This window comes from Bacteroides mucinivorans (genome assembly GCF_034654355.2).
GTDB classification, from domain to species: Bacteria; Bacteroidota; Bacteroidia; order Bacteroidales; family Bacteroidaceae; genus Bacteroides; species Bacteroides nordii.
Window position 1 is genome coordinate 152,053 of record NZ_CP178179.1, and the last position, 26,633, is coordinate 178,685.

13 protein-coding genes are annotated in these 26,633 nt (G+C 40.2%); 8 read left to right on the forward strand and 5 right to left on the reverse strand.

Going from position 1 to position 26,633, the window contains the following annotated elements; all coding sequences use genetic code 11:
- The first annotated feature begins 18 nt into the window (after positions 1–18).
- Complete coding sequence (locus tag VCM39_RS00500) at positions 19–645, forward strand: phosphatase PAP2 family protein (protein ID WP_221649713.1); 627 nt, start codon at positions 19–21, stop codon at positions 643–645.
- A 147-nt stretch (positions 646–792) separates the two neighbouring features.
- Here VCM39_RS00500 and VCM39_RS00505 read toward each other — a convergent pair whose 3' ends face one another.
- The 4 genes from VCM39_RS00505 to VCM39_RS00520 form a co-directional block, all read right to left on the reverse strand.
- On the reverse strand, positions 793–2,415 hold the full coding sequence (locus VCM39_RS00505) for a S41 family peptidase (RefSeq protein ID WP_289293025.1): 1,623 nt from the start codon (positions 2,413–2,415) through the stop codon (positions 793–795).
- A 27-nt stretch (positions 2,416–2,442) separates the two neighbouring features.
- Positions 2,443–2,898 (reverse strand): pantetheine-phosphate adenylyltransferase, encoded by a 456-nt coding sequence (coaD, locus tag VCM39_RS00510; RefSeq protein ID WP_322932341.1) that lies wholly within the window; start codon positions 2,896–2,898, stop codon positions 2,443–2,445.
- Positions 2,899–2,906: 8 nt separating this feature from the next.
- Entirely contained in the window at positions 2,907–4,778 is a 1,872-nt protein-coding gene (locus tag VCM39_RS00515) for a DNA topoisomerase IV subunit B (RefSeq protein ID WP_322932342.1), read from the reverse strand.
- A gap of 64 nt (positions 4,779–4,842) precedes the next feature.
- Positions 4,843–5,979: a hypothetical protein gene (locus tag VCM39_RS00520; RefSeq protein WP_322932343.1), complete on the reverse strand. Its 1,137-nt coding sequence runs from the start codon at positions 5,977–5,979 to the stop codon at positions 4,843–4,845.
- A gap of 444 nt (positions 5,980–6,423) precedes the next feature.
- On the opposite strand from VCM39_RS00520, the gene VCM39_RS00525 reads away from it, so the two are divergent.
- The 7 genes from VCM39_RS00525 (at position 6,424) to VCM39_RS00555 (ending at position 25,504) form a co-directional block, all read left to right on the forward strand.
- Entirely contained in the window at positions 6,424–9,492 is a 3,069-nt protein-coding gene (locus tag VCM39_RS00525) for a TonB-dependent receptor (RefSeq protein WP_322932344.1), read from the forward strand.
- 20 nt (positions 9,493–9,512) lie between these two features.
- On the forward strand, positions 9,513–11,324 hold the full coding sequence (locus VCM39_RS00530; protein WP_226812492.1) for a RagB/SusD family nutrient uptake outer membrane protein: 1,812 nt from the start codon (positions 9,513–9,515) through the stop codon (positions 11,322–11,324).
- 21 nt (positions 11,325–11,345) lie between these two features.
- A complete protein-coding gene (locus VCM39_RS00535) occupies positions 11,346–12,497 on the forward strand; it encodes a SusE domain-containing protein (protein WP_322932345.1) in 1,152 nt (383 codons plus the stop codon).
- 72 nt (positions 12,498–12,569) lie between these two features.
- Positions 12,570–14,312, forward strand: a complete 1,743-nt coding sequence (locus VCM39_RS00540) for a hypothetical protein (protein WP_322932346.1) — start codon at positions 12,570–12,572, stop codon at positions 14,310–14,312.
- A 208-nt stretch (positions 14,313–14,520) separates the two neighbouring features.
- The gene (locus tag VCM39_RS00545) at positions 14,521–16,824 is read left to right on the forward strand and encodes a glycoside hydrolase family 76 protein (RefSeq protein WP_322932347.1); all 2,304 of its coding nucleotides are present in this window, start codon (positions 14,521–14,523) and stop codon (positions 16,822–16,824) included.
- 813 nt (positions 16,825–17,637) lie between these two features.
- Positions 17,638–21,699: a response regulator gene (locus tag VCM39_RS00550; protein WP_322932348.1), complete on the forward strand. Its 4,062-nt coding sequence runs from the start codon at positions 17,638–17,640 to the stop codon at positions 21,697–21,699.
- A 211-nt stretch (positions 21,700–21,910) separates the two neighbouring features.
- Positions 21,911–25,504: a glycoside hydrolase family 2 TIM barrel-domain containing protein gene (locus VCM39_RS00555; protein ID WP_322932349.1), complete on the forward strand. Its 3,594-nt coding sequence runs from the start codon at positions 21,911–21,913 to the stop codon at positions 25,502–25,504.
- Between the two features lie 141 nt (positions 25,505–25,645).
- On the opposite strand, the gene VCM39_RS00560 is transcribed toward VCM39_RS00555, so the two are convergent.
- Entirely contained in the window at positions 25,646–26,626 is a 981-nt protein-coding gene (locus VCM39_RS00560; RefSeq protein WP_322932350.1) for a hypothetical protein, read from the reverse strand.
- Positions 26,627–26,633 lie beyond the last annotated feature (7 nt).

A 26,633-nucleotide genomic window follows, 5' to 3' on the forward strand; every position in this document is an offset into this window, starting at 1 on the left:
CTAATAAGTAAGAATACGATGAGAAAATTTGTGGTTATCTGTGTTTCGATGTTCTGTATAATAGGCGCTCAGGCACAAAATTGGGATATAAACACGTTGCATAAAATAAACAGTATGGATGGGAAGTTTGTGCGGAATTATAGCAAAGTATTTTCTCGTTCGGCACCTTATATTTCGGTAGGTGTACCTGTGGCCATGGCTATTTATGCGGGTATAGGAAAGGATAAAGAACTATTGAAAGATGCTGTATATATTGGGACAAGTGTTGCTGAAGCAGTAGTATTAACCTATGGTATAAAACATCTGGTGGGACGTGAACGCCCTTATGACCGCTATCCGGGGCGGGTGCATCCGTACAGTACGGAGAGTAGCCCTTCTTTTCCGTCCAGTCACACGTCGGCTGCTTTTTCATTGGCTACATCGTTGAGTATTAAGTATCCTAAATGGTATGTGATTGCTCCATCGGCCCTTTGGGCTTGTTCGGTGGGATTTTCACGAATGAATGAGGGTGTGCATTATCCTTCGGATGTAATAGCAGGTGCGGTGATCGGTACTGGTTGTGCGGTGGTCAATGTATATGTAAATCGTTGGCTGAACACCTGGTTGTTTGGTGAGAAGAAGAAAACTCCCGGATTGGTATATTAAAAAAAAGTATTGCTAATTTATTGATAATCAGTGTTTATAAAGGTGTACACTTTTGATGTGCAAGAGTGTACGCCTTTGTATAATAAGAATGTACATTTTTGTCCTATAAAAGTGTACATTCTTGCAAACGTCTCTTCACGTTCTTATTTATTTCAGCATTTGCTCGTATTCCTTCGATTTCAATATTTCCAGTGCCCGTTCTACACTTTTGTTTGTTTTATTCATCACTTGGAAATATTCATTCATATCCCATAGATCACGGGCTATCAATGCTTTTAATTGTGTTTTGATTAATGGCAGAGCTTTGTTATATTGTTCTTCATTGAACTCAATCTTCTCCTGATCTGCCATGTCACGCATCATTTTCAATAATTCATCATCTACCTCAAACTTTTCATTGAAGGTTTCAAATTTCTTGTATTGGTTTGCGAGCTCTTTGCGATACTTCTCGATATACTTCATGGTTAATTTAATGATAACTCCTTTGGCTACAAGGTTACGATGGTAATCTGTATAAAGAGTGGTATCAATCGGAACAAAGTAATCGGGCATAATGCCACCACCGCCGTAAACGGTACGTCCCAGTTTCTTGGTCTGGCATTTTAGTGAATCGGGGAAGTGGATGCTGTCTGCATTCATCAATTCACCGCGGTTGAAGCGATCTATCAAATCCTGATTATATCTCTTCTGATTACTTTCATCGCTGTTATTTCTACCTGCGAGTTTAGTATCTGCTGTACTCTCATAGGGCTTTTGAATGCAACGACCTGCGGGAGTATAATATCGGGCGATGGTCAGACGAATCATAGAACCGTCCGGCAGATCGATCGGGCGTTGCACCAGTCCTTTACCGAAAGAACGACGGCCTACAACTACTCCTCTGTCCCAGTCCTGAATAGCCCCGGTTACAATTTCACTGGCTGATGCAGAATATTCATCTACTAATACCACCAGACGCCCTTTGCGGAAATTTCCTGTACCTTTAGCAAAGAATTCACTACGTTGTGCAGTACGTCCCTCTGTATATACGATTAATTCTTTCTCTCCCAGGAATTCATTTGCCAGGTCAATGGCTGCATTCAGATAACCACCTCCGTTGCCTTGCAGGTCAAGGATAAGGTCTTTCATTCCTTTCTTTTGCAGTTCCTTCATTGCCGTAAGGAACTCCTCAGCTGTGGTAGCTCCAAAACGGTTGATGCGGATGTAACCTGTTTTGGGTTCAATCATATAAGCAGCATCCAGGCTGAGAATGGGGATCTTATCCCGCTTTACGGTAAAAAGTAATGGGTCTTTCACACCCCGGCGGATGATGGTCAGGTTTACTTCTGAGTCTTTCGGTCCACGGAGACGGGCCATGATATCTTCTGTACTCATTTTTACACCTGCGATGGCTGTGTCGTTCACAGCTACAATGCGGTCACCGGCAAGAATGCCTACTTTCTCAGAAGGGCCATTACTGACAGGTTGTACTACCAGCAATGTGTCTTCAATCATCTGGAATTGAACACCGATACCTTCAAAATTGCCTTGTAGAGGTTCGTTCATCTTCTTCACTTCTTCGGCATCCGAGTAGGTGGAGTGAGGATCGAGTTGTGCCAGCATCTTAACGATGGCTTCTTCTACGAGTTTATTTTCGTCTACTTTGTCTACATAAAGGTTGGCGATAGCAAATTCGGCCATTTGAAGCTTGCGCATGGCAGGCGTACCGAAGTTCTGTGCCTGTGCTGTAATAGCCCACAGGCAGACCAAAAGGGTATATATCTTCTTCATCATCTTAATTTACTTAATCACGCATCATTAATCAATTTCCATTCCTTCGGGAATGAACATGCTGATGTCCTTATTATAGCTAAGAAGTTCACGTACAATCGTAGAGCTGATACAGGTAAGTTCCGGCTCAGTAAAAAGCAGAATTGTTTCTATGCCTGCTAACTTTCGGTTGATGTCCGCGATGGTCTCTTCGTATTCAAAGTCTTTTACCGTACGTATACCACGAACTATAAACTGAGCGCCTACTTGTTTTGCAAAATCAATGGTCAGGCAATCATAAGACATCACTTTAATTCGCGGCTCGTTCTTATAAAGCTTCTGAATCATCTCTACACGTTTCTCTATCGGGAAATAAGTGTTTTTATTTTCATTGATACCTATTCCTATAGTTACTTCGTCCATAAAAGTCAATGCACGTGTAACTATCGAATAATGTCCGATAGTAAACGGGTCGAACGTGCCCGGAAAAATAGCTCTTCTCATGTGTTGTTTTATGCTATATCTTCTTCTATAACCAGATTATCTATAATAAAGTTTTGTCGTTCCATTGTATTTTTACCCATGTAGAACTCAAGCAGTTCTTTTACCAGGTCAGTCTTACGCAGTGAAACCTGTTCCAGGCGCATGTCTTTGCCAATGAAGTGTTTGAACTCATCCGGAGAGATTTCTCCCAAACCTTTGAATCGGGTGATTTCCGGATTAGGACTCAACTCTTTGATTGCTCTTTGGCGTTCCTCATCACTGTAACAATACAACGTTTTTTTCTTGTTGCGTACACGGAACAGAGGTGTTTGTAGGATGTAAACATGTCCTTTCTTTATCAGATCCGGGAAAAACTGAAGAAAGAAAGTGATAAGCAATAAGCGGATGTGCATCCCGTCTACATCGGCATCTGTAGCTACAATTACTTTGTTGTAGCGTAATCCCTCTATGCCATCCTCAATGTTAAGGGCAGCTTGCAAAAGATTGAATTCTTCGTTTTCGTATACTACTTTTTTGGTTAACCCAAATGAGTTGAGGGGTTTACCACGGAGGCTAAACACGGCTTGCGTATTCACATCACGACTTTTAGTGATGGAACCACTTGCCGAATCTCCCTCGGTAATAAAGATGCAGGAGTCTTCTTCCAGACCTTTACCTTTCGGATCATTTAGGTGGATACGACAGTCACGTAATTTACGATTATGAAGGTTTGCTTTTTTGGCGCGCTCGCGGGCCAATTTGGTTACACCGGCTATGGCTTTACGTTCTTTTTCAGAATCCTGTATTTTTTGTAGCATGATCTCTGCTACATCTCCGTGCTTATGCAGAAAGTTGTCTACTTCTTGTTTAACGAAGTCACCAACAAACTTATTTACTGTTATGCCACCAGGTGACATATTGGTAGAACCCAGTTTGATTTTAGTCTGACTCTCGAACATCGGTTCTTCAACGTTGACTGCGATAGCAGCTACCAATCCGTTGCGGATATCCGTATAATCCTGGTTCTTATTGTAGAATTCCTTAATGGTACGTGCGATATGTTCCTTAAAGGCACTTTGGTGCGTACCGCCTTGTGTGGTATGCTGGCCGTTGACGAATGAATAATACTCTTCGCCGTACTGGCCTGTATGTGTAAAGGCTATTTCAATGTCTTCTCCTTTGAGATGTATAATAGGATAAAGCCCGGTGGCAGTCATATTATCGTTCAGAAGATCTACAAGGCCATTTCGTGATAAAATGCGCTGTCCGTTATAGATAATTGCAAGTCCGGTGTTAAGGTAGGTATAGTTACGCAACATCGTTTCGATGAATTCGGGACGGAAGCTATAACCCAGGAATAGGGTAGCATCCGGTTCGAAGAAAATATAAGTTCCGTTTTCTTCTTCCGTATCCCGTGTTTCGTCTGTTAACAGATCACCTTTGGAGAAAGTGGCAATACGTACTTTTCCGTCACGGTAACTGCGTACTTCGAAACGTGAGCTTAGTGCATTAACAGCTTTTACACCGACACCGTTCAGTCCGACACTCTTTTTGAAAGCCTTACTGTCGTATTTTCCACCGGTATTCAGCATGCTGACTGCTTCAATCAGTTTTCCTTGTGGAATACCCCGTCCATAGTCACGTACACTAACGCGGAGATTCTCTTCGACAATAATTTCTATCTTTTTGCCGGCTTGCATCTTGAACTCGTCGATACTGTTGTCTAACACTTCTTTCAAAAGGACATAGATTCCGTCCTCGGCATGTGCACCGTCACCCAACTTCCCGATGTACATACCGGGACGCGTACGGACATGCTCCATGTCGCTCAGATGACGGATGTTGTCGTCTGTGTATTCTACTGGATTGTTGTCTACAGGTATCAGCTCGTTCTCTTCCATAAATAATAATTTTTTAATATGCTATTATATCAATGTACCATTGACATAGTAGTACATTGACACATTATTCTATCTTTTTTGTAAACGCCCGGCGACGTTTATGTTGTTCCGTTTTGAAGTATTCCCATTGAGCCTGAACCTTTCCATTCAGTTCCAGCTCAGGGTTGCTTTCTGCAAAGATAAAACCTAATTTTTGATAAACCGGGATTAAATCAGAAAATAACAATGCGTTAACACCTTTATTTTGATACTCCGGTTTCACAGCTACAAGCAATAAATCGAGCATTTTAGCCCGGCGTTTCATAAACAAAGCCTTTAATAAATAGTACCAGCCGAAGGGTAACAAACGCCCATGGGATTTTTGTAAAGCCTCTGAAAGTGAGGGCATTGAAATGCCTACTGCAATTAACTTATCGTCAGCATCTGTGATAAGCGTTACCATACGTAAGTCAACAATCGGGAGATACATCTTCACATATTGATCTATCTGACGTTGTGACAGAGGTGAGTAACCATATAATGGGCTATAGGCTTCGTTCATTAATTCAAAGATAGCTTGTCCATACTCGGCAGCAATCTTTTTGGATGAACTGTATTTCTTTATTTTAAGATTATATTTTCTTTGGATAAGTTCAGAGATACGTTTGTGTTTATCCGGTATGGCATCCGGAATATAGATTTTATATTCTACCCAATCGGCATCTTTTTCATATCCCAGTTTTTCCATGTGTTGCGGATAATAGGGATAGTTGTAGATCGTTGCCATTGTGCTGAGCTGGTCATATCCTTCTATGAGCATCCCTTCTGCGTCGAAGTCTGTAAATCCTAAAGGTCCCTGGATATGCGTCATACCTTTGGCTTTTCCCCACTCTTCTACCGTTTTCAATAAAGCAGAAGATACCTCGAGATCATCAATAAAGTCAATCCAGCCAAAACGTACGTCTTTCTTATTCCATTTCTCATTGGCTTTGTGGTTGATAATAGCAGCAACACGTCCTACCAGTTTATTATCCTTGTAGGCCAGAAAATATTCAGCTTCACAAAATTCAAATGCCGCATTTTTCTTTTTATTGAATGTGTTGAGCATATCGTCGAAAAGATCGGGAACAGAGTAAGGATTACCCTTGTACATTTCATAATTGAAACGAATAAACTTTTTTAGCTCTTTCTTTCCGGATACTCTTTTAATTGTAATAGCCATAATTTGTATTTATTTGAGTTGCAAAGATACGTGATAATCTTTAAATTACAACGTGTGAGCTGTAAACTCTTTCTCTGTCAGTATTACTTTTTCGAGTACTTCTCCCACGGGGAGGTACACCGGGTGATAGGGTATATCGAACTGACGTTGTATTTAGTGGTATTGTATTGATTTGTAGACATGGTGTTCTGGTTTGTGACTTGTCTCCAATAGTGCAAAAAATGTCTCCAATAATGCGTCTGTTATCAGAGGACATTTTTGGCATAGGATGGAGCTTTGGTGTCTGCAACTTGCTTTATATTTGCGACAGTTAAAACTAAAAAAATGTGCTATGAAAGACAATTCCAGTTAACTTCCGGATACTATCATATTATTATTTTGAGCTCTTTGTATAAGACAACTCGTGTGAATAATATTAATACCTTACAATATAACTTTAAATTTATGGATATCAAATTAAAATTGAAGCATCTGCTTCTTATGTTGTTTCTACTGAACATAGGAATATTGAATGCACAGCAGAAAATCAAGGTGACAGGCCAGATTGTCGACAATAATCAAGAGGCGATTATTGGTGCAAATGTTCTTATTAAAGGTACTACTATTGGTACTATTACTGACTTTAATGGTAATTTCACACTGGATGCCAATATCGGTTCCGTATTAAATGTAACTTATCTGGGATATGTTCCGCAAGAGATCACTGTCACTGCACAACAACCTATGGTTATCACTCTGAAAGAGAATGCCCAGGAGTTGAATGAAGTTGTTGTGGTAGGTTATGGTACACAGAAAAAGATCTCTACAATCGGGGCACAATCGGGTATTAAAGTAGTGTCCGAATTGAAGCAACCCGTAGCCAACCTTTCTACCGTTTTGGCTGGCCGTGTTTCGGGTATTGTAGGATTGCAACAAACCGGTGAACCGGGAAATGACGCTGCTAATATCTGGGTACGTGGTATTGCCACTTTAGGAGGTACGTCTCCTCTGATTCTGGTAGATGGTGTGGAACGTTCTATGGACGACTTGAATCCCGAAGATATCGAATCTTTCTCTATTCTGAAAGATGCTTCTGCTACAGCTGTATATGGGGTACGTGGTGCAAACGGTGTTATTATTATTACTACAAAAAATGGTGAAATCGGTAAACCTCGTATTCGTGCGGAATATACTTATGGCTTCACCCGTTTTACTAAGTTACCGGAGCTGGCTGATGGTATTACTTATATGCAATGTGCCAATGAAGCTGCTACAACCCGTGGTAAAGATCCTCTGTTTTCTGCAGAAAAGATCGGAATGACTGCTTCTGGCCTGGATCCTTATTTATATCCGAATGTAGATTGGTATGACCAGATTTTTAATGATTGGGGGCATAACCAACGTGTTTCTGTTAATGTAAATGGTGGTTCTGAAAATGTTCAGTACTATGTATCTCTGTCTTATTATGACGAAGCAGGTTTGTTTAAAGTAGATAATATGCAGGATTATAAGTCGGAGATAAAATACTCCCGTTATAACTTTAACTCCAGTTTGAATATGAAGGTGACCCCTACTACAAACCTCAAACTGAACATCAAAGGAAATATGGCCGATAAGAACTCACCTTATGTGAAGTCTGACGATATCTTTTCTGCTGTATTCCGGATTCCGGCTATTCAGATGCCTGTGATTTATCCGGGTGATAAAGTTCCGTTTCTTTCTACCGGTGGTGGTTTGATGAATCCACTTGCTGAATTGACTAAGAAAGGATATAGAAGTACAACTCACAGTAAAGTAATGGCTGATTTGAGTCTGGAACAAAAACTGGATTTCATCACAAAAGGATTATCTTTCAAGGGTATGTTTGCTTATGATATTGAGAATAAAACATACCTGAACAGAACGCGTAGTTATAATACATATTGGGCTGATTCTCGTGATGAGAATGGGGAATTAATTATTGTACAGCAAGGTAACTCTGTTGATGAGTATTTAAAGCTGGAACGGGGTACGGATAAAAACCAGCGTAAATATTATATGGAAGCGGCTCTGAATTATAATAGAACTTTTGCTGATGCCCACACTGTTACCGGTATGCTTCTTTTCAATAGAAGTGACCGTTCGGATTTGAATTCGAATTCTTTGACTTACTCACTGCCTTATCGTTCACAGGGTTTGGCAGGGCGTGCTACTTATTCGTTCAAAGATCGCTATATGGCAGAAGTGAACTTTGGTTATAATGGTTCTGAGAACTTTACTCCTGGTAAACGTTATGGTTTCTTTCCTTCATTTGGTGCCGGTTGGGTTGCTTCCAATGAACCTTGGTTTGAACCGGTTTCAGATGTTATCAGTTTGTTGAAAGTACGTGCTTCTTATGGTCAGGTAGGTAGTGACCAGATTAAAATAGGTGATACCACTTATCGTTTTGGCTTTTTGTCCGAAATGAGTTCTTCCAGTAATGTATATCAGTTTGGACTTCCTAATAATACGTATGGTGTGACGGGTGGAAAAGATGTTTCCAAGTATGCCGTAAATGTGGGATGGGAAGTTTCTACAAAAGCCAATCTCGGATTGGACCTGGAGTTGTTCCGGGGTGATCTTACTTTAAACTTTGATGTATTTAAAGAAAGACGTGAAGATATCTTTATACAGCGTCAGTCTATACCTGCAACAGCCGGAATTAATGTGGTTGTTACCGGTAACCTGGGTATTGTAGAGAATAAAGGTTTTGAGGTGAATGCCGATTTTAATAAGAGATTCGGCGACTTTATCTGGGGCGTGAAAGGAAATCTGAGTTATAACAAGAATAAGATCATTGAAGATGATACCCCCTCCAAACCTTATCCATGGATGGAGAGTCGTGGAACTTCTGTTGGCCAGCGTTTAGGATATATCTGTGACGGCTTCTATACAGACGATGATATCAATAATCCGGATGTAGCGAAAACGGTAGAACCTGTAATGGCTGGTGACTTGAAATATCGTGACCTGAATGGCGATAATGTTATTGATGACTATGACAAAACTTATATTGGCAAAGGTACCGTTCCGAATATCGTATATGGTTTTGGTACTACTGCCGAGTGGAAAGGGTTCTCTTTAGGTGCGTTCTTCCAGGGTGTAGGTAGCTGTGATATTTTTATGAATGGGACAGACTTTGTTCCTTTTGAGAATGCTACCGCCAGAGGTAACCTTTTCTCTAACATCACTGACCGTTGGACGGAAAATAATCCAAGACAAGATGCTCTTTATCCCCGTTTGGCGATAAGCGGAACAAATCAGAACTACGCAACAAGTGATCACTGGATTAAAAATGGTGCATTCCTTCGTTTGAAAACATTAGACTTCGGTTATACGATTCCTAAAACAATAACCAGTAAGTGGCATATTTCTAATTTACGTTTTTATGTACTCGCTACCAATGTTTTCACTATCTCTGGCTTTGATATGTGGGATCCGGAACTTGGTAACGGTACCGGTACTAAATATCCTAATATCAGTACCTATAGTTTAGGTCTGTCATTCCAATTTTAAATAAAACAAAAGATATGAAGATGAAAAGATATATTATAGCTTGCTTATTAGCAGGTTCAGGGGCATTGATGACTTCTTGTGGCGATTACCTGGATATTGTGCCCGATAATGTGATATCTCTGGAAGAAATATTCAAAACACGTAAAGGAGCAGAAGAGTTTCTAAATACAGCCTATGCCACTCTTCCACGGGAGTGGGACCCAACCGACGGTTGTGCTGCTATTTGTGATGAGATGGATTTTCCCTGGGCTGAATATGAGGAGAACTCTATCAATGAGGGAGGTATGAGTCCTTCAAAAGGATGGAGACAGAAATGGGGTGGTTATTATAAGGCCATTCGTACGGCTGCCACTTTTATCTCTCATATAGATATGTGTCAGGATGTTAACATTACCGACAAACTGAAAGCACAATATAAGGCAGAAGCCCGTTTCTTGCGTGCTTACTATTACTTTTGCATTTTCCGTTGGTATGGCCCGTTTGTAATTATGCCTGAAGTAGAGGTAGACGTAGATGGTTCTATTGATGAAATGAGTATTCCGCGTAGTAGTGTGGATGAGTGTGTACAGTATATTTATAATGAACTGGAGAAAGCATGTAATGAAGGTTTGCCTGATTGGTATGAAGAATCTACGGACTATGGTCGTGCTACTATAACTGCGGCACGAGCTATTCAATCCCGTTTGTTGCTTTATGCTGCCAGCCCCCTGTATAATGGTAACACTGATTATGCTAATTTTAAAGATCAGGATGGCAACCAGTTGGTAAATCAGACGTATAGTGATAAAAAATGGCAAGATGCAGCTAAAGCGTCGAAAGCCTTTATTGACCGTTATACAGATCGTTTTGCGCTGTATACGGAAAATAAAGAAGACGGTAGTATTGACCCATATGCCTCGTATCAACAGCTTTTCCTGACAGGATGGAATAATGAGATAATCTGGGCACGTAACAACTGTTCTTTTTGGTCTTTTGAGGCAAATGCTCCCCGGTTCTGTAACGGATGGTCTGGCTGGGATCCTACCCAGAATATTGTGGATGACTATTTTACGTCTAAAGGCTTACCTATCGCAGATGAACCTTATGCAGACAAGGATCCTGACTACACTACTGAAGGAACTTGTGCCACAACAATAGGTTATGCTCCTAAAGGAACTTCCAATATGTATGTGAATCGTGAATCGCGCTTTTATGTATCTATCTGTTTTGACAACAGTAAATGGGTAGCTACAAAGAATGCAGCAACCTGCGAACTTTATTTTGGAGGAAATACAGGACATACAGGTAAAACTCGTAACTATTCTACAACCGGATATATTCTTCGAAAATACAGTAATCCTTCGGTAGACTGGAAAAATAGTCAGAATGTGTCCAATCGGCAACAGGCTCTTTTCCGTTTGGCAGAGATTTATCTGAATTATGCCGAAGCTCTCAATGAATGTGAAGCGAGAGATGTGGATGAGGTTTTGAAGTATGTGAATAAAGTTCGTGAACGTGCGGGCCTTCCGGGGTATGGTGATGGTCCTGAATTTATCATGCTGAAATCAAAAGAGAAAGAAGCTATCAGAGAGTTGATTCGCCGGGAACGCCGCATCGAACTGGCTTTTGAAAATCATCGCTTCTATGATGTACGTCGTTGGAAGATAATGGAAGAAACGGATAAATGTATTTATGGGCTGAATATTTCCGCCACCCGTCCTTTGTTCTATCAGGTGATAAAGACAGAAGATCGTCCTCATGATTTCAAATACTATTTATGGCCTATTCCACAGAGCGAGATTTATAAGAATAAGCGTCTGGTACAAAATCCGGGATGGCAGGCTATTGACTAATAAATACCAAAGAGTACAGTTATGAAAAATATATTTAGTTTTAAAAATTTAGGATTGTTCTTGTGCAGCTGTCTGGCTGTGAGTTGTTCGGAGGATGAAACAACACCTGTTACTATTGGCAATTTTCAGGTATTAACTCCTGATTTGGAAGTTACTATTTCTTACACGGATACTGATCCGGGAGAGTATGTAGATTTGTCTTGGGATCGCGCAAAGGCTTCGGATGGTACAACGGTCTTTTATGAAGTACAATTTGCCGGTAAGGATAAGAACTTTGATACTCCTTCAATGACTATAACACCGGACAAACTGGGCTATGCTAATGTTGTTCAGCTGTCGCAACAACAAATGAATGTAATCGCAGAGCGGACAGGGATACGTCCTTTACAAACAGGCGAGATCTATTGGCGTATACGTGCCGTCACCGGATTAGTGGAACATGTTAATTCTACAGTACGTACAATAAAAGTAACCCGTCAGGGGGGATTTGCCGAAACTCCCAAAGCGATATTTGTATATGGTGAAGCTACAGGACAGAGAGATATTGCCAATGCAATTCCTCTGAAACAGACTACAGATAGTGAGTACGAAGGTTTTATGAAACTGGGCAATGGTACGTATTCTTTTGTAAATGCCAAAGAGGGAGATATACGTAGTTTCAGGGCTGATGGCACTAATTTGGTAGAAGAGAGTAATGGAATGATCGAAGGTAACAATAAGATTTACCATATTGTACTGAATTTCACAAAAGCAACCTGTACTATAAACGAGGTTAAGTCTTTCAATCTTTGGTGGGTAGACAATACTTTGGTACCACTTACATTTATTGGTAATTCTACCTGGGAATTGACAAACTACGAACTACAATGGGTAAAATTCGGTAGAGGGAAAAGCCAGATGTACAAATTCCGGATGATAGAAACAGATAAAGACGGAAACGAGATAGTCGTACCATTCGGTAGTTATAATAAAACTCCGCCTGCAGAAAACCCTACGGAAACTACGGCTTTGGATTACTGGACGATGGACATGGTAGATCCAACAGCTACTATCGGAGAATATACCTTTAAGTTCAATCTCTCTTATGAGGCTCAGTTGGTTGATATCCGGGTAATGCTTCAGCCGGAACCAGAGTCTTATTTCCACTCTGTAAAATTGAGTGTAACTGAATAAATAAAGAAGTAACGGAGCCTCTTTCCTGTGAGGAGGAGGCTCTTCATATATTGACTTATAAAATTTACTATTATGAAGAAAAACTATCTTGATTTTTGGAAAAAAGGATTAACATTAGGCGGTATGCTGATGTTTACAGCTTTCAGTGCATTTGCTTACGAAGTGAAAGTAGAGGCAGAAGATGCATTTGATTTTTATCATTCGGGAACGGCTGTTAAAGTTGATACTCCTACGGAAGAGACAACGGCTTCAGGTGGCTCTGTTGTGGCTAATATGGCAAGTAATAACGCTATTGCTTTTGAATTGACAGACGTACCGGCTGATGGTACTTATGACCTGTCAATTATTTATTTTGGTACGGATACAAATAGAAAATGCTATATTAAAGTAAACAAACAGAAAAAGAGTATTGCTCAGTTCTCTGAGAAATCAGAAGATACAAGTTGGAACGGAACCAAAGGGAATCCGGCAACTATTATTACCCAGGTTTATCTGAAGGCAGGTACCAACCGTATCGAAGTCGGAGCTTATGGTGGTTATACAGCTAATTTGGATTATTTTACAGTAACTGAGTCTGAGTTGTCTATTCCCGAACCTAAAGATGAAACGTTCTGTTTGGAGTGGGACTATACCGATGAGGCTGCAGTAACAATCGATGGTGTTTCTAAAGAAGAAGTTTATAAAGCAATTGACAATAATGAAAATACTTCATTAAAGGTAAATGCTGATGATTTGGAGATGATTATAAAGATTGTTGATACTGCTTCTCCCAATATTGCTGTAACGGGTGCTTTAGTGACTCCCGGTGATGAAAATACAGGTGATGTGACAAGCTGGAGTGTACAGGCTTCTTATGATGACGGAGCTACCTGGGAGTCTACAGGTATTGGTTTTGTCGCTGCAGAGGGTGGAAGTGTTTATCGTGCAACTTTAAATGCCTTAGCTGCTACCGGAACTAATCTTTTTAAATTAGTAGCCAGTGGAGAAGGGGTTATTGACATTAAGGAGTTCCAACTTTTTGGTGTACCTACCGGTAAAGATACTGATACGGCAAAAAGCTCGGGATATCCCCAAGATTATACGGCAGTTGTTCCGGAAGACGGTGCATTGATGTGGACAAGTTCGGTAAGTGGTATTAAAAATGAGGAAGTTAAGAATTTGTTTGATAATAATTGGGGAACCAAGTTTTGCCAGACAGGTACGAAAACGATGTCTTTGGAGTTTACTACTGCAGAATCATATTCCGAACCTTTGGATATTAAGTCATTTACAATGACTACCGGTTATGGAAACTTTGAACGTATCCCGACAGAGTTTACATTATATGGACGTCAATATGATGACAATGGTAATCCGCTGGCTTGGGAATCAATCAATAAATATTCATTTACTCCGCTACTAAATGCCCGCTATACTTGTTATCGTTTTTATGTTGATATTCCTGAAGGCAAGCAATATTGGGATTTTAAATTAGATATTACCGCTATTAACGGTGGAAATGATATCCAGTTTGTACAGTTACAGTTCTTGAATTCAGAACAAACTCCTAAGAAATTCCCGAATTCTGGTCCTGGCGTCGGAATCACAACTCCTGTTGCCAATGAAAATAATACAGTAGTGTCTGCTCAGGATGGAGTTATTGCTATCTCTGCTCAGGAAACTACGGTGTATAAAGTCTATACAACTACCGGTACAATGGTAGCTCAGGGCACTGTTGCCACTTCTGCCAATGTTCCTGTACAAGCAGGCCTATATGTTGTTGTAACGACTAATGCCAGTGGAAGTCAAACAAATAAAGTCTTGATCAGAAAATAATGCGGAAAGCTTAGAGCTTGTCTAAATTTTACTTAGCATTCTTTTGAGAGGAAAATTTAAACAAGCTCTTATTTTCTCAGACTCTAAAAAGTAAAGTACCGTTCCACAGCCATTAAGTGAGGACTTTTCTGTGATTAGAACCGCAGAAACCATTCTTTGGTTGTGGAACGATACTTTACTTTTTAAATCTATTTATAACAATATCTATATGTATATAAAATCGATTATTACACATCTTAAAACGGTATGCGGTCTTGCCTGCTGTGTGTTTCCTTGCTTGAATTTACAGGCACAGGAAGTAGTTGCCTATAATGACCTGACAGATTTGAATCTGACTATAACGGTCAATTATGGAGATCAGAATCTGATAAACAATCTGATTGATAATTCACTGACTACGGTTTATACACTTGATAAGTTTGACGGAGCCTGGTCTATTGATTTTTATTCTCCGGTTCCTTTGGTTGTTACGGGAGTTAATCTTGTAAATGGTAATACAGGGAGAGAAAATGACCCGAAGTCCTGGAACTTAAAATGTTCGGAGGACGGACAAAATTGGGGGAGGGCGATACAAGGAGTGAATGCTGAGACTTTTGCAGATGCTTATACCGCTAAATACTTTTCTGTTGGAAGAGAACTTGCCCGCCAGTGGTGGCGTATCAGTATAACTGAGGTGAATGGTGGAGAGTCTTTAGCACTATCGGAACTACAGCTTTTGGGTTATCAGGTTAGTAATGATCGGTTGGTAGATCTTAGCGAAGCTACTATTCGTTCTTCATATTCGCTGTCAGAAGGAAAACTGGAAAATCTGGTCTCGGATGATATGAATCAGGGAGTTGTTTTTCGTTCTGTCAATGGTGGGTATATTCAGTACGAATTGCCTTCTGCTATCCAGCTAAAGAGTTATCGCATCTGTACGGGAACCAATGGGAATGCTCCGCGTAGCTGGGTCTTGAAAGCCTCTAATGATGGTGAGCAGTGGGATGTTTTAGACAGGCAGACTAACCGGAACTTCTTTAATATTTCGCATGCCTCAATGGAATTTTCCTTGACCGATCTTAATCGAAAAGTACTTGACTGGTATGAACTTGCTAAATTATCTCATGAGGCTTTGAATATTCGTTACTGGGATAATACCAAACAATACTATTTGCAAAAGAATAGTATTCCTCCTCATACCGGATTTAATTACTGGTGGATGGCACATGCCCTGGATGCCTTGGTAGATGGTTATCAACGTAGGGTGGAAGTTGGCGGTTCACGTGGTGAATTACAAGCTTATCAGCTGAAGATGAATCAACTCTATATGGGTGTTCCTCGAAACAATACTTCAAAAAAAGATGCCTGGTGGAACAGTTTCTACGATGATATGGAATGGATGGCCATTGCTGCATTAAGAGCTTATCAGACTACGAAGGAACAGAAGTGGATGGATGTGGCAACCGAACTTTATGACTACATAAAAGGGGGATGGACCGATGTGCATGGTGGAGGTGTGATGTGGGAGAAAAATAGTCCGAATTCTAAGAATGCCTGTTCCAATGGCCCTGCTATGATTCTGGCTGCTCGTCTTTACAGAGAAACCGGTAAACAGGAATATCTGGACTTCGCTACAAAGATTTATGATTGGATGTCAGTGTCGCTGGTCAACGAATATGGTGGTGTCTGGGATGGTTATGGTAACTATAACGAAGGAATGCTCCTGACTTACAATCAAGGCACCTGGTTGGGAGGCTGTTTGGAATTGTATAACATTACTCAGGATAAAAAGTACTATTATTCTGCACTGACTACCGCTAAATATGTAGTAAACGACCGGAAGCGTTTCTCTCCTTTTGGCATTTTGAAAGGAGAAAACTCTGGTGACGGAGGGCTATTCAAAGGTATCTTTATGCGTTATCTGGCTCAGATGATCACAGACAATGTACTGGATGAAGAGACAGAAGAAGAGTTTACCAGCTTCTTTCTTGAAAATGGTCTGTCTTGTTACCATACTGCCATGCTGAAAGGAGATAATTTAACTTTCGGACATAATTGGGCCGAATTTCCGGAAAATACTGTAACCGACTCATCTATCCATCTTAGTGGCATTATGCTTTATGAAATGATAAGCAATCTGGAACGTAGCGGGAAGCTGGCAAAGCTTTTTGATAAGTATGTCGCAAACCGGATGAAATCCTACAAATACTTCCGTTTGGAAGAATTGGGACGCCGGGATAATTATAATCTGGAGCTATCTAAATTCCAGTTACTTTCGGATACTTCGGTTGGCCTGGGAAATGTGCTTTCCGATCTGAAGCCATATTCTGTAACCATAGAAGATAAAAGATTAAAAGTTGTAGTGAAAAATGGGAGTGGCGGGAGTATTTGTATCTATGATTCCGTAGGAAGATCAGTATGGAAAGATCAATACTTTAATGGAGTTTATGAGAAACAACTTTCTTTGTCGGGATTGCATGTGATACATATACAGACAGATACTAATTTTTATTCAGCGAAATTGCTTTTTTGATCGGACATGAGCAAAACTCACCACAGAGTAGCACAGAGTTCCACAGAGTACTATTTATCTGATAAAACGCGAATTAACACAGAACGCAGATTAAAAGACTGTAGTTCTTTATCATCTATTTGTTTCTCTTTGCGAAAATCTGCGATCATCTGCGTTTCAATAAAGATTTAAACTCTGTGGAACTCCGTGTTACTCTGTGGTGAAATACACTCAAAACCGATCAGTGACGAAGCTTATGGCCCAATCTTTTCGGTAGCGGAAGTATCCATAGACGGTATCGATCCCCTTGTTCGGTGTTGTACTTTGTCTTTCTTAGAAAGGAACGTCCCTTTCCCCGGTGAGTAGTCTTGTTTTAGATGTACATGTAAAGCAGCATGAGATGCACATGTCGTGCTGTCCCACATGCACATGTCGTACTGCTTTACATGTACATCTAAAACAATGTTACCCACCGAGGCTTCCTACGTTACTCTACGGGATAGAGCTTTATCAATACCGGAGAAAGAGACTGATGGCAATGACAAACACCATTAAGCTCAAAACCGTACAGATATGAGCGAAACTCACCACAGAGTAACACAAAGTTTCACAGAGTACTATTTATCTGATCAGCTACTGATTCGCATGAGTAATAGCTCTCTAAAGATATCATTTCATACTCTTTTCTTTTTGTCAATCCCTGCTTTTTTGTTTTCTTTGTAATGTAAAAGAGCCTTTTGTACAGGTGATAAAGTATTAATGTATATTAGATGATTACTGCTTGAAGAAAATCGTGTTTTACCATGAATTGAATTTAACCTTATGTAGAATAATATGAAAACAAGAATCAAGAGCTTTTTGATAGGAATATTTTCTTTAGTTACACTCTTTGCCTATTCTCATAACCTTAAGCAGATAACCAATCGGGATGGTCTTTCAAATAGTTCAGTTATCTGTCTGTTTCAAGATAGCGAACGCTTTCTGTGGGTGGGTACTTATGACGGACTGAATATGTATGATGGCCGGGATATTTATGTCTATAAACCACATGTCAATAGCCAAAAGAGTCTTTCGAGCAATGTAATAAGAGAAATAGTTGAAACAAAAGACCAGAGCTTATGGGTAAATACAAAGTGGGGACTGAATAAACTCTCCCGTAAAAAAAACAGTATAGAAGAATCCTATGATGAGTTTCGTGATAATTATTTTATAGCAAAGGACAGCAAAGATCATCTTTTTGTATTAGGTAAACAGGGATTCATTTCGTTTTACGATGAGGTGAATAAAAGGTTCATAGATATCTCTGTTGGTGAGGATATAACGAACTTATATGCACATAATTTTACCATTGATGATAATGATACTATCTGGATTACACTGCAAGGTAAAGTCCGGAAGTTCACTGTCGACTTCAAAAATGAAAAGATACCCCGAATAGTGAGGCATCCCGGTCTCACCCATTCGGTAGAAATAACAAACTTCTGTTATAATAGGGGGCGTTTCGCTTTTGTTGATCTCAAGCGTGATTTATATACAGTAAATAAGGGGAGGGCGGAGTATATCACGAATATCTCTGAACTTGTCAACCAGAACGGTATTATCTCTACCGTCATTTTTGATGATGACGATATTCTGATTGGTTTTAAGACCAATGGCTTGTTCCGGCTTATTGCAAAGGAAGGCTATAGAAGTGAAAAGATTGATATAAATTGTGGCGTTTTTTCGTTGTGGAAAGACGAATTACAGAATATAATCTGGATTGGTACTGATGGGCAAGGTGTGTTTGCTTATACAAAAGATGCTTATACTTTCTGTAACATAACTTTGAATCAGCTTCCTATCAAGAAAAAACGCCCGGTTCGTGCTATTCAGACAGATAAAAACGAAAACCTCTGGCTTGGAACAAAAGATAATGGTGTAATCTGCATCAAGAACTATCGCACGGCAAAGGAATATTCTTCTTCCAATGTCATTCAATATACGATGCGGGATGGATTGGCCAATAATTCTGTTTTCGCTTTTTCACTGAGCCGGAAAAATATTCTTTGGATTTGTTCCGATGGACCTGGAATCAGTTATTATTCTTATGATGATCAGAAGATACATCGTATTTCCGATGCCCGGTATGTACATACCATTCATGAAGCCAGTGATTCTGTTTTATGGGTAGGAGCAGACAAAGGATTGTTAAAACTGTCGGTGGAGTGGAAGGGCAATAAACCTATTGTCAAGGAGAGCAAGGCTTTTCTCTCAGAGGTGAGAGGTAAGCGTTTTGATATACAGATTTATTCGATGTATGCCGAGAATGATTCTATTCTTTGGCTCGGTACACGTGGTTCTGGAGCGTTTCGTTTCAATATGTATACAGGTAGTTATCAGAATATCCGGTTTAACAAAGTGGGTATTCCGCCTATTGATGATATTCTTTGTATTCTGAAGGATAGTAAACAACGTTTGTGGTTCGGCTCCAGCTATGGTCTGACCCGTTTGGACAGCTATCAGGAAGACAGTGTGTCTTTTACCAGTTACAGTGAAAATAAAGGTTTGCCTAATAATACGATACATGGGATGAAAGAAGATAGCCGTGGTAATTTGTGGCTCAGTAGCAATACCGGTATTATTCAGTTCAACCCCGATAGTGAAGTCTTTCGTCAATACAATTACAAAACAGGTTTGGATGTTTTTGAGTTTAGTGATAATGCCTATTATCAGAGTCCGTTCACCGGTTCTATCTTTTTTGGTGGGATCAATGGAGTGGTATGGCTTCAAGAGGATTCCATAACAGAAAATAAGATGGTGCCCGAGATTTATTTTACCCGTTTACGTATTTTCAATGAAGACTACAATATCAACGATTTGATGAAAGGAGAAGGCGAGAATCGATATCTGGAATTGAAACACAACCAAAATTTCTTCTCCATATCTTTTGTTGCTATGGACTTTATCAATGGGGCAAATAGCAGTTACTCATACTTGTTGGAAAACTTCAGTAATGTCTGGATGAATACTGAACAGACAAACGAGGCACATTTCACAAGCATTCCTCCGGGGAAATATGTGTTAAAAGTACGTTATAACAGTGGTATCGATGGTTCTAAAGATCAAGATGAAAGTATTACTATTGTTATTCTCCCTCCCTGGTATTTTAGTATCTATGCCAAAATCTGTTATTTGTTGCTGATTATTGGTATTGGTTTCTATGTTTTCCGCTGGATAGGGCAACGAAATGAGCGGAAAAGAAAAGCCATTGCCGAAAAGCTTGAAGAACGTCATAAAGAAGAAGTATATGAAGAAAAATTGCGGTTCTTCACCAACATTACGCATGAGTTCTGTACACCATTGACTTTGATTTACGGACCGTGTGAACGAATTCTGACACATCCGAATACAGATTCATTTACCCGGAAATATGTCCAGCTAATCAAATCGAATACAGAACGTTTGAATGCACTGATACAGGAAGTTATCGAATTCCGAAGGATGGAGACCGGGCATAAAACATGTAATATCCAGCAGGTGAATATTAACGAAGTGCTGAATGATCTTTCAGTTTCCTTCTCCGAATTGGCGGAGCAAAACAAAGTGACGTTTGAGGTGGAAGTCGATAAATCCATTTACTGGAATACGGATTTCAGATGTTTGTCTAAGATACTGAATAACTTGATTTCCAATGCTTTTAAATATACCCCGGAGGGAGGTATTATTCGTATCAGAGTATTGACTGAAAATAACCACCTCTTGTTGCGGGTGTACAATACCGGGAAAGGTATTCGCGAAGAAAACAGGGAACTTATTTTCAACCGGTATAGCATATTGGATAATATAGAAGAGAATGCAGTCAAAGGGCTTTCTTCCCGTAACGGTTTGGGAATGGCTATTTGCCACAGTATGGTTGAGTTATTAAAAGGGGAAATTCATATCGAAAGTGAGGTTGATAAATATGCAGAATTCATTGTGAGTCTGCCCGAACTGGAGTTAACTCCGTTGACAGATGGAAAACAGATTTCCTCTGTTTCTTCCCATCAGCCGGATAAGGCAGAAATGTCTGAAACAACTGAGAATGAAACGATACCTGTACCGCTTGTTTCGTCAGAGCAACTTCCAAATGACATGAAAGCGAAGATATTGGTTATTGATGACAATAAAGAGATATTGGGATTAGTTCAGGAGATTCTTTCTGACAAATATCGGATAGTAACAGCTGATGACGGCGAGAAGGGAATGGCTATCCTGAAAGCTGAGGTGCCCGATCTGGTTATTACCGATGTCATGATGCCGGGAACGGATGGCTTTGAACTCACTCGCCAGATCAAAGAGAATAAGCATACGATGTACATTCCATTGATCATTCTTTCGGCAAAGAATACGAATGAAGAAAAAATAGAGGGTATCGAAGCGGGAGCAGATGCTTATATACCGAAACCGTTCAATGCAAGCTATCTGTGTGCAGTGGTAGACCGGTTACTCGATAATCGTAATAAACTGAAGGAGTACTATAACTCTTCTGCCAGTGCATATGAGTTTACAAACGGGCAACTTATGCAGAAAGAGGATAAAGACTTCATGCAAAATGTGATTGCCTTTATTAATGAGAATATGGATAATGCCGAACTTTCTCCCGAAGATATGGCGAGTTATCTGCAGCTCAGTATTCGTAATTTGTATCGCAAGTTTAAAGAACTTGATCAGCTACCACCAAAAGACTTTATCAAAGATTACAGGGTTCATCATGCGGCCAAATTATTGAAGACTACAAAGCTCACGATTCAGGAGATTATCTATAAGTCGGGATTTAATAATCGTTCTCATTTTTATAAAGAGTTTGATAAAAGATTCAATACCACTCCAAGAGAGTTCCGCGAGGCTCATAATCATAAAGATGAGACTCTATCGTAGGAATCGCATCTATAAGTGTCTATTTTCGTGACAAAAGTGACTTCAATAGTGTAAAGACATTATTGAAGACATTTTTGTCACAAAAAAGAAGTTCGATTCGTGTTTCGGCACATATCTTTGTAAGGTCAGGCACTTTGGATACAATGGATATTCATTCTACTCAAGGTGATAGAGCGGTTGCGAGAATGATTATTTATATAAATGATAACCTATGAAGTCTTTTATTGTTGTTTTATCCCTTATTTGGGGAGTAATTGGTGGTTTTACGGCCCATGCACAGGAAATAGATCCTAATTTATATTATGAGATCATCAGTGACCACGGTCTGGTACTCGACAATCAGAATAGCCGGGAGAACGGGACGAATATTTTTCTTGCCTCTCCGGGTAAGAACGAAAAGTCTCAGGCATGGTGTTTTATCCCTGTAGAAGATGATTGGTATATTATTGTCAGTCCTGCTGTTAATAAAGGTATTGATAATGGCGGAACCCGTTCCGGTAGTGGAAGTACGTTGGCGCAATGGCCAGCCAATCCCGGAAATACCAACCAGGTATGGAAGCTTACAAAAGTAGGAAAAGACACTTATACTTTCACCAGTAAAACCAGCGGTATGAATATCGGTTACCGTGATGCCGGACTGGTGGGCGAACCTGCCTATCAGATGCCCGCGGATGTTTCGTTGAAAAGCCAGACGTGGACCCTCCGGAGAACACAGGTCGATATTGATGAAGAACGTTGGAAAACATCCAGTACCGAGGATTGGGAGAATGAGAAGATTTTTGCCATTAATAAGGAGCCGGGACATAACACTTTTATATCCTATCCTTCGCATCAGCAGATGGTGGCAGATTCTGCCTATCGTAAACCCTGGTTGCGTCCATCTTCTCCCTGGTATCAATTACTTAATGGTGGCTGGAAGTTCCATTGGGTGAAGCAGCCTTCCGAGCGTCCGGTTCATTTCTATAAGCCTTCTTATGATGTATCTGCCTGGAAGGAAATTCCGGTTCCTTCCTGTTGGGAAATGCACGGATATGGTACGCCGATTTATACGAATATCAATTATACGTTCCGCAATAATGCCCCGTTTATTCAGCCGCAGCATGGCTACACAACGGAGAAAGAACCCAATGCTGTAGGCTCTTACCGCAGAGACTTTGTTCTGCCCGAAGAATGGAAAGATACGCCTGTTTTTATTCACTTTGATGGTGTTTATAGTGCCATGTATTTGTGGGTCAATGGCAAGAAGGTAGGATATAGCCAGGGAGCTACCGAAGATGCTGAGTTCAATATTACTTCTTATGTAAAGACAGGTAATAATACACTTGCAGTGGAGGTTTATCGTTGGAGTGACGGCAGTTATCTGGAAGATCAGGATATGTTTCGGCTGAGTGGTATTTTCAGAGATGTCTATCTGGTGGCTAAGCCCAGGGTGAACTTACGGGATTATCATCTCACCACCGGGTGGGAGGAAGATGATTTCAGTAAAGTGACATTGAATGCTAAAGCTGTTGTTCGCAACCTGGACAAGAAGAAAGCAGCAGGTATGCAACTGGAGATGTCTTTACTTGATGCGGATGGGACAGAACTGAACAGAGTAAGCCGTTCCCTTTCTGTTCTACCTGCCGGGAAGGAGGAGCGTATTACGCTCGCTTTTGAAGTTCGTAATCCCCGGTTGTGGTCTGCCGAGATTCCAAATCTTTATACCGTAGTAATGGAGTTAAAAGATAAAAACCATCAGACCGTTGAAATAACACATACCCAATATGGTTTCCGCAAGATTGAGATTAAAAACAAACGGGTGTATGTCAACAATGAACCTGTGTTCTTTAAAGGGACCAACCGTCATGATATTCATCCTCAATTCGGAAAATCCGTTCCGTTGGAGTCAATGTTACAGGATGTGCTGATGTTCAAGCGTTATAATATCAACATGCTTCGTACCAGCCATTATCCCAACGATGCACGTATGTATGCATTGTGTGATTATTACGGTGTCTATGTAATGGATGAGGCTGACATTGAATGCCATGGTAACATGGGTATCAGCAGAAGAGCTTCCTGGATTCCGGCTTATGTAGATCGTATGGAACGTATGATACAGCGGGATAAGAATCACCCATCGGTTATTTTCTGGTCAATGGGAAATGAATCGGGAGATGGTGATAACTTTGTCAGTGTACTTGAAGCTGCCCGCAAACTGGATAATCGTCCGATACATTACGAAGGAAAGAATGACATTACCGATATTGACTCCAATATGTATCCTTCCATAGAAGGCATCAAGTCCATGGATGCCCGTACAACTGATAAGCCTTATTTCATGTGCGAATATGCTCATGCTATGGGAAACGCTATCGGCAACCTGGATCAGTATTGGGATTTCATAGAGAACCACTCACAACGCATGATTGGCGGGTGTATCTGGGATTGGGTAGACCAGGGAATTAATAAATCGGATGAACTTCCCAATCGCTATTACTATGGAGGTGATTTTGGAGATCAGCCCAATGACAATAGTTTCTGTTGTAACGGTATTGTTACTCCTGACCGGGCAGTGACTCCCAAACTGTTGGAAGTAAAGAAGGTATATCAATATATCAAATTCCGTCCGTATGATTTGTCACAAGGTAAAGTAGAAATTGACAACTGCTATGATTTTCTGAATCTGAATGTTTTCTCTATTCGCTGGACTTTGTTGAAGGACGGTAGGGAGGTGCAATCCGGTGTGCTTGATCCGGGGAATGTGGCTCCTAATAAGAAAGTAGTATTAACTATACCCGCTTTGAAAGATGGGGTAGATACTTCTGCCGAATATTTCCTCAATCTTGAAGCTTGCCTGAAAGCACCTGCCACCTGGGCCAAAGCAGGTTATGTGGTTGCAAACGAACAGCTTCGTGTGACGGAACGTCCTGCTACTGTGGCAAGCCCTGTAGATACAAAGGCTGCTACATTGCAGGTAGAAGACACGAAACATTCTTTGCGTTTCTGTTCCTATGGTTTCTCTGTTGCTTTCGATAAGCATAGCGGCGAATTGAATTCTCTGATATATGCGGGTACTGAGATGATCTATCAGAGAGAGGGATTCGCATTCAATTGGTATCGTACGGTTAGTAATGATAAACGTTCTTTCCCGTACAATGAAGAGAAGATTGAGTTGAAAGATTTCTCCTGGGAGTTATCGGAGGATAAACAGACCGCTACGGTTACCACTTCACTTGTTGCTACTGTTCTTCAGAAGTCGGAAGTAGTGGTTCCTTATGAACTTACCTATACTGTATTTGCTTACGGAGTAGTTGATGTGAAAGCCAGTTTCCATACCGGAAAAGATTTTGCTTTGCCTCGTTTGGGACTCCGGGCTTTTCTGAATCCGTCATTAGAGCAGGTAGAATGGTACGGTAGAGGTCCTCACGAGAATTATACCGACCGTCAGACTTCCGCTTTCTTTGGTATCTACCGGAATACAGTGACGGGTATGAAAGAGGATTATGTACGTTCGGAATCCATGGGCAATCGGGGCGATATTCGTTGGGTTACTCTGACCGATAAAGCCAATCGGGGTATTCGCATTGTATCCGAAGGACCTTTAGCTTTTTCTGCTCTTCATGCTACGGAAAAAGATCTTTGCAATACCATTTCACATACACATGATTTTGATTTGATTCGCCGGGCAGAGACAATACTTTCACTTGATTGTATCCAGCGTGGATTAGGTAATGCAAGTTGCGGTCCGCAACCCCGTCCTGAATTCCTGATTGAAAAGAACAAGACTTATTCATATGCATTCAGAATAGAACCGCAGGAGTAAAATCTGAGATCTGGCTTTATAGAGAATAGGCTTTGGGTAGATTTTTTTATCTACCGGAAGTCTATTCTTTTTATTATGTGATGATTGGTGCTTTATATTAGGACGAAATCGGTGAAGTATAACACAAATATAGTTTTCTTATTATTTATATTTCTTTAATGATTGCAGCCATTCCAGATACATCTTTTCCGGCATTTTACGGTAACCTAACTGATGGATATATGAGTAGAGCACCTCTGCATCTTGATAGTATTCTTCCCTTTTAGTTCTCGTATAGATATCAAACAATGTTTCAGCTTTAAGCAGTAATGCATTCATGTAATTGGGAAATACCTCCAGTGTGCGATTACAACATTTCAGTATAAATTCTGGATCGTAGTCAGGGGCGAACTTGTGTTTATAGCCTTCTGCTAAGTCGGTCATACAAACAGCGATTGTCGATTTTAAAGAGAGTGTATCCATATAAATACCATTTCGGATAGCGTCAGTATGGATATATCCGGAGGCTTTTATCCATACATCTGTAGGAAACTGGCCGGAAGTCAGTTCTACATTATACCATCCGTTAGCTTGGTTCTGTAATTTAATATAAGCATGATTAGGAGCTAATGCTAACCAGGATTTTTCACCTATTTCTTCAGTTAGTAGTTTATAAAACAGAGGTAATGAGTGGCAATTGCCTTTATGGGTAGTCATTAACGTAGAAACAAACATATTACTCCATTCTCTTTTCCCTGCATAATCATCAAAATTATATTGAAAAGGTAAATGATATAATACTGTGGTGTCAGAAATATATATAGGAATTGTATCTGTCATCATCCGAAAGATAGCAGCATGGATGTTGACTGAAGGAAAATCTGTATGATTATAACTGATTAAATTATTAGTGGAAAGTGACTTAGCGAAAGAGACAAACTGTTGTAATTCATGTTCGAAATCTTCACGATTTAATCTCCCTTCGAAATAAGCATTTTCAACAGCGAAAATGGCTTCTTTCAAACTATATTCTTTTTTACCAGACAAGATTGAGTCGATGTTATTATAACTGGTATAATAAAAACGATCTACTTGTGTAAACAGATTACTTGTTATAAGCAAAAAGCATATAAATAACTTCATTTTTAGC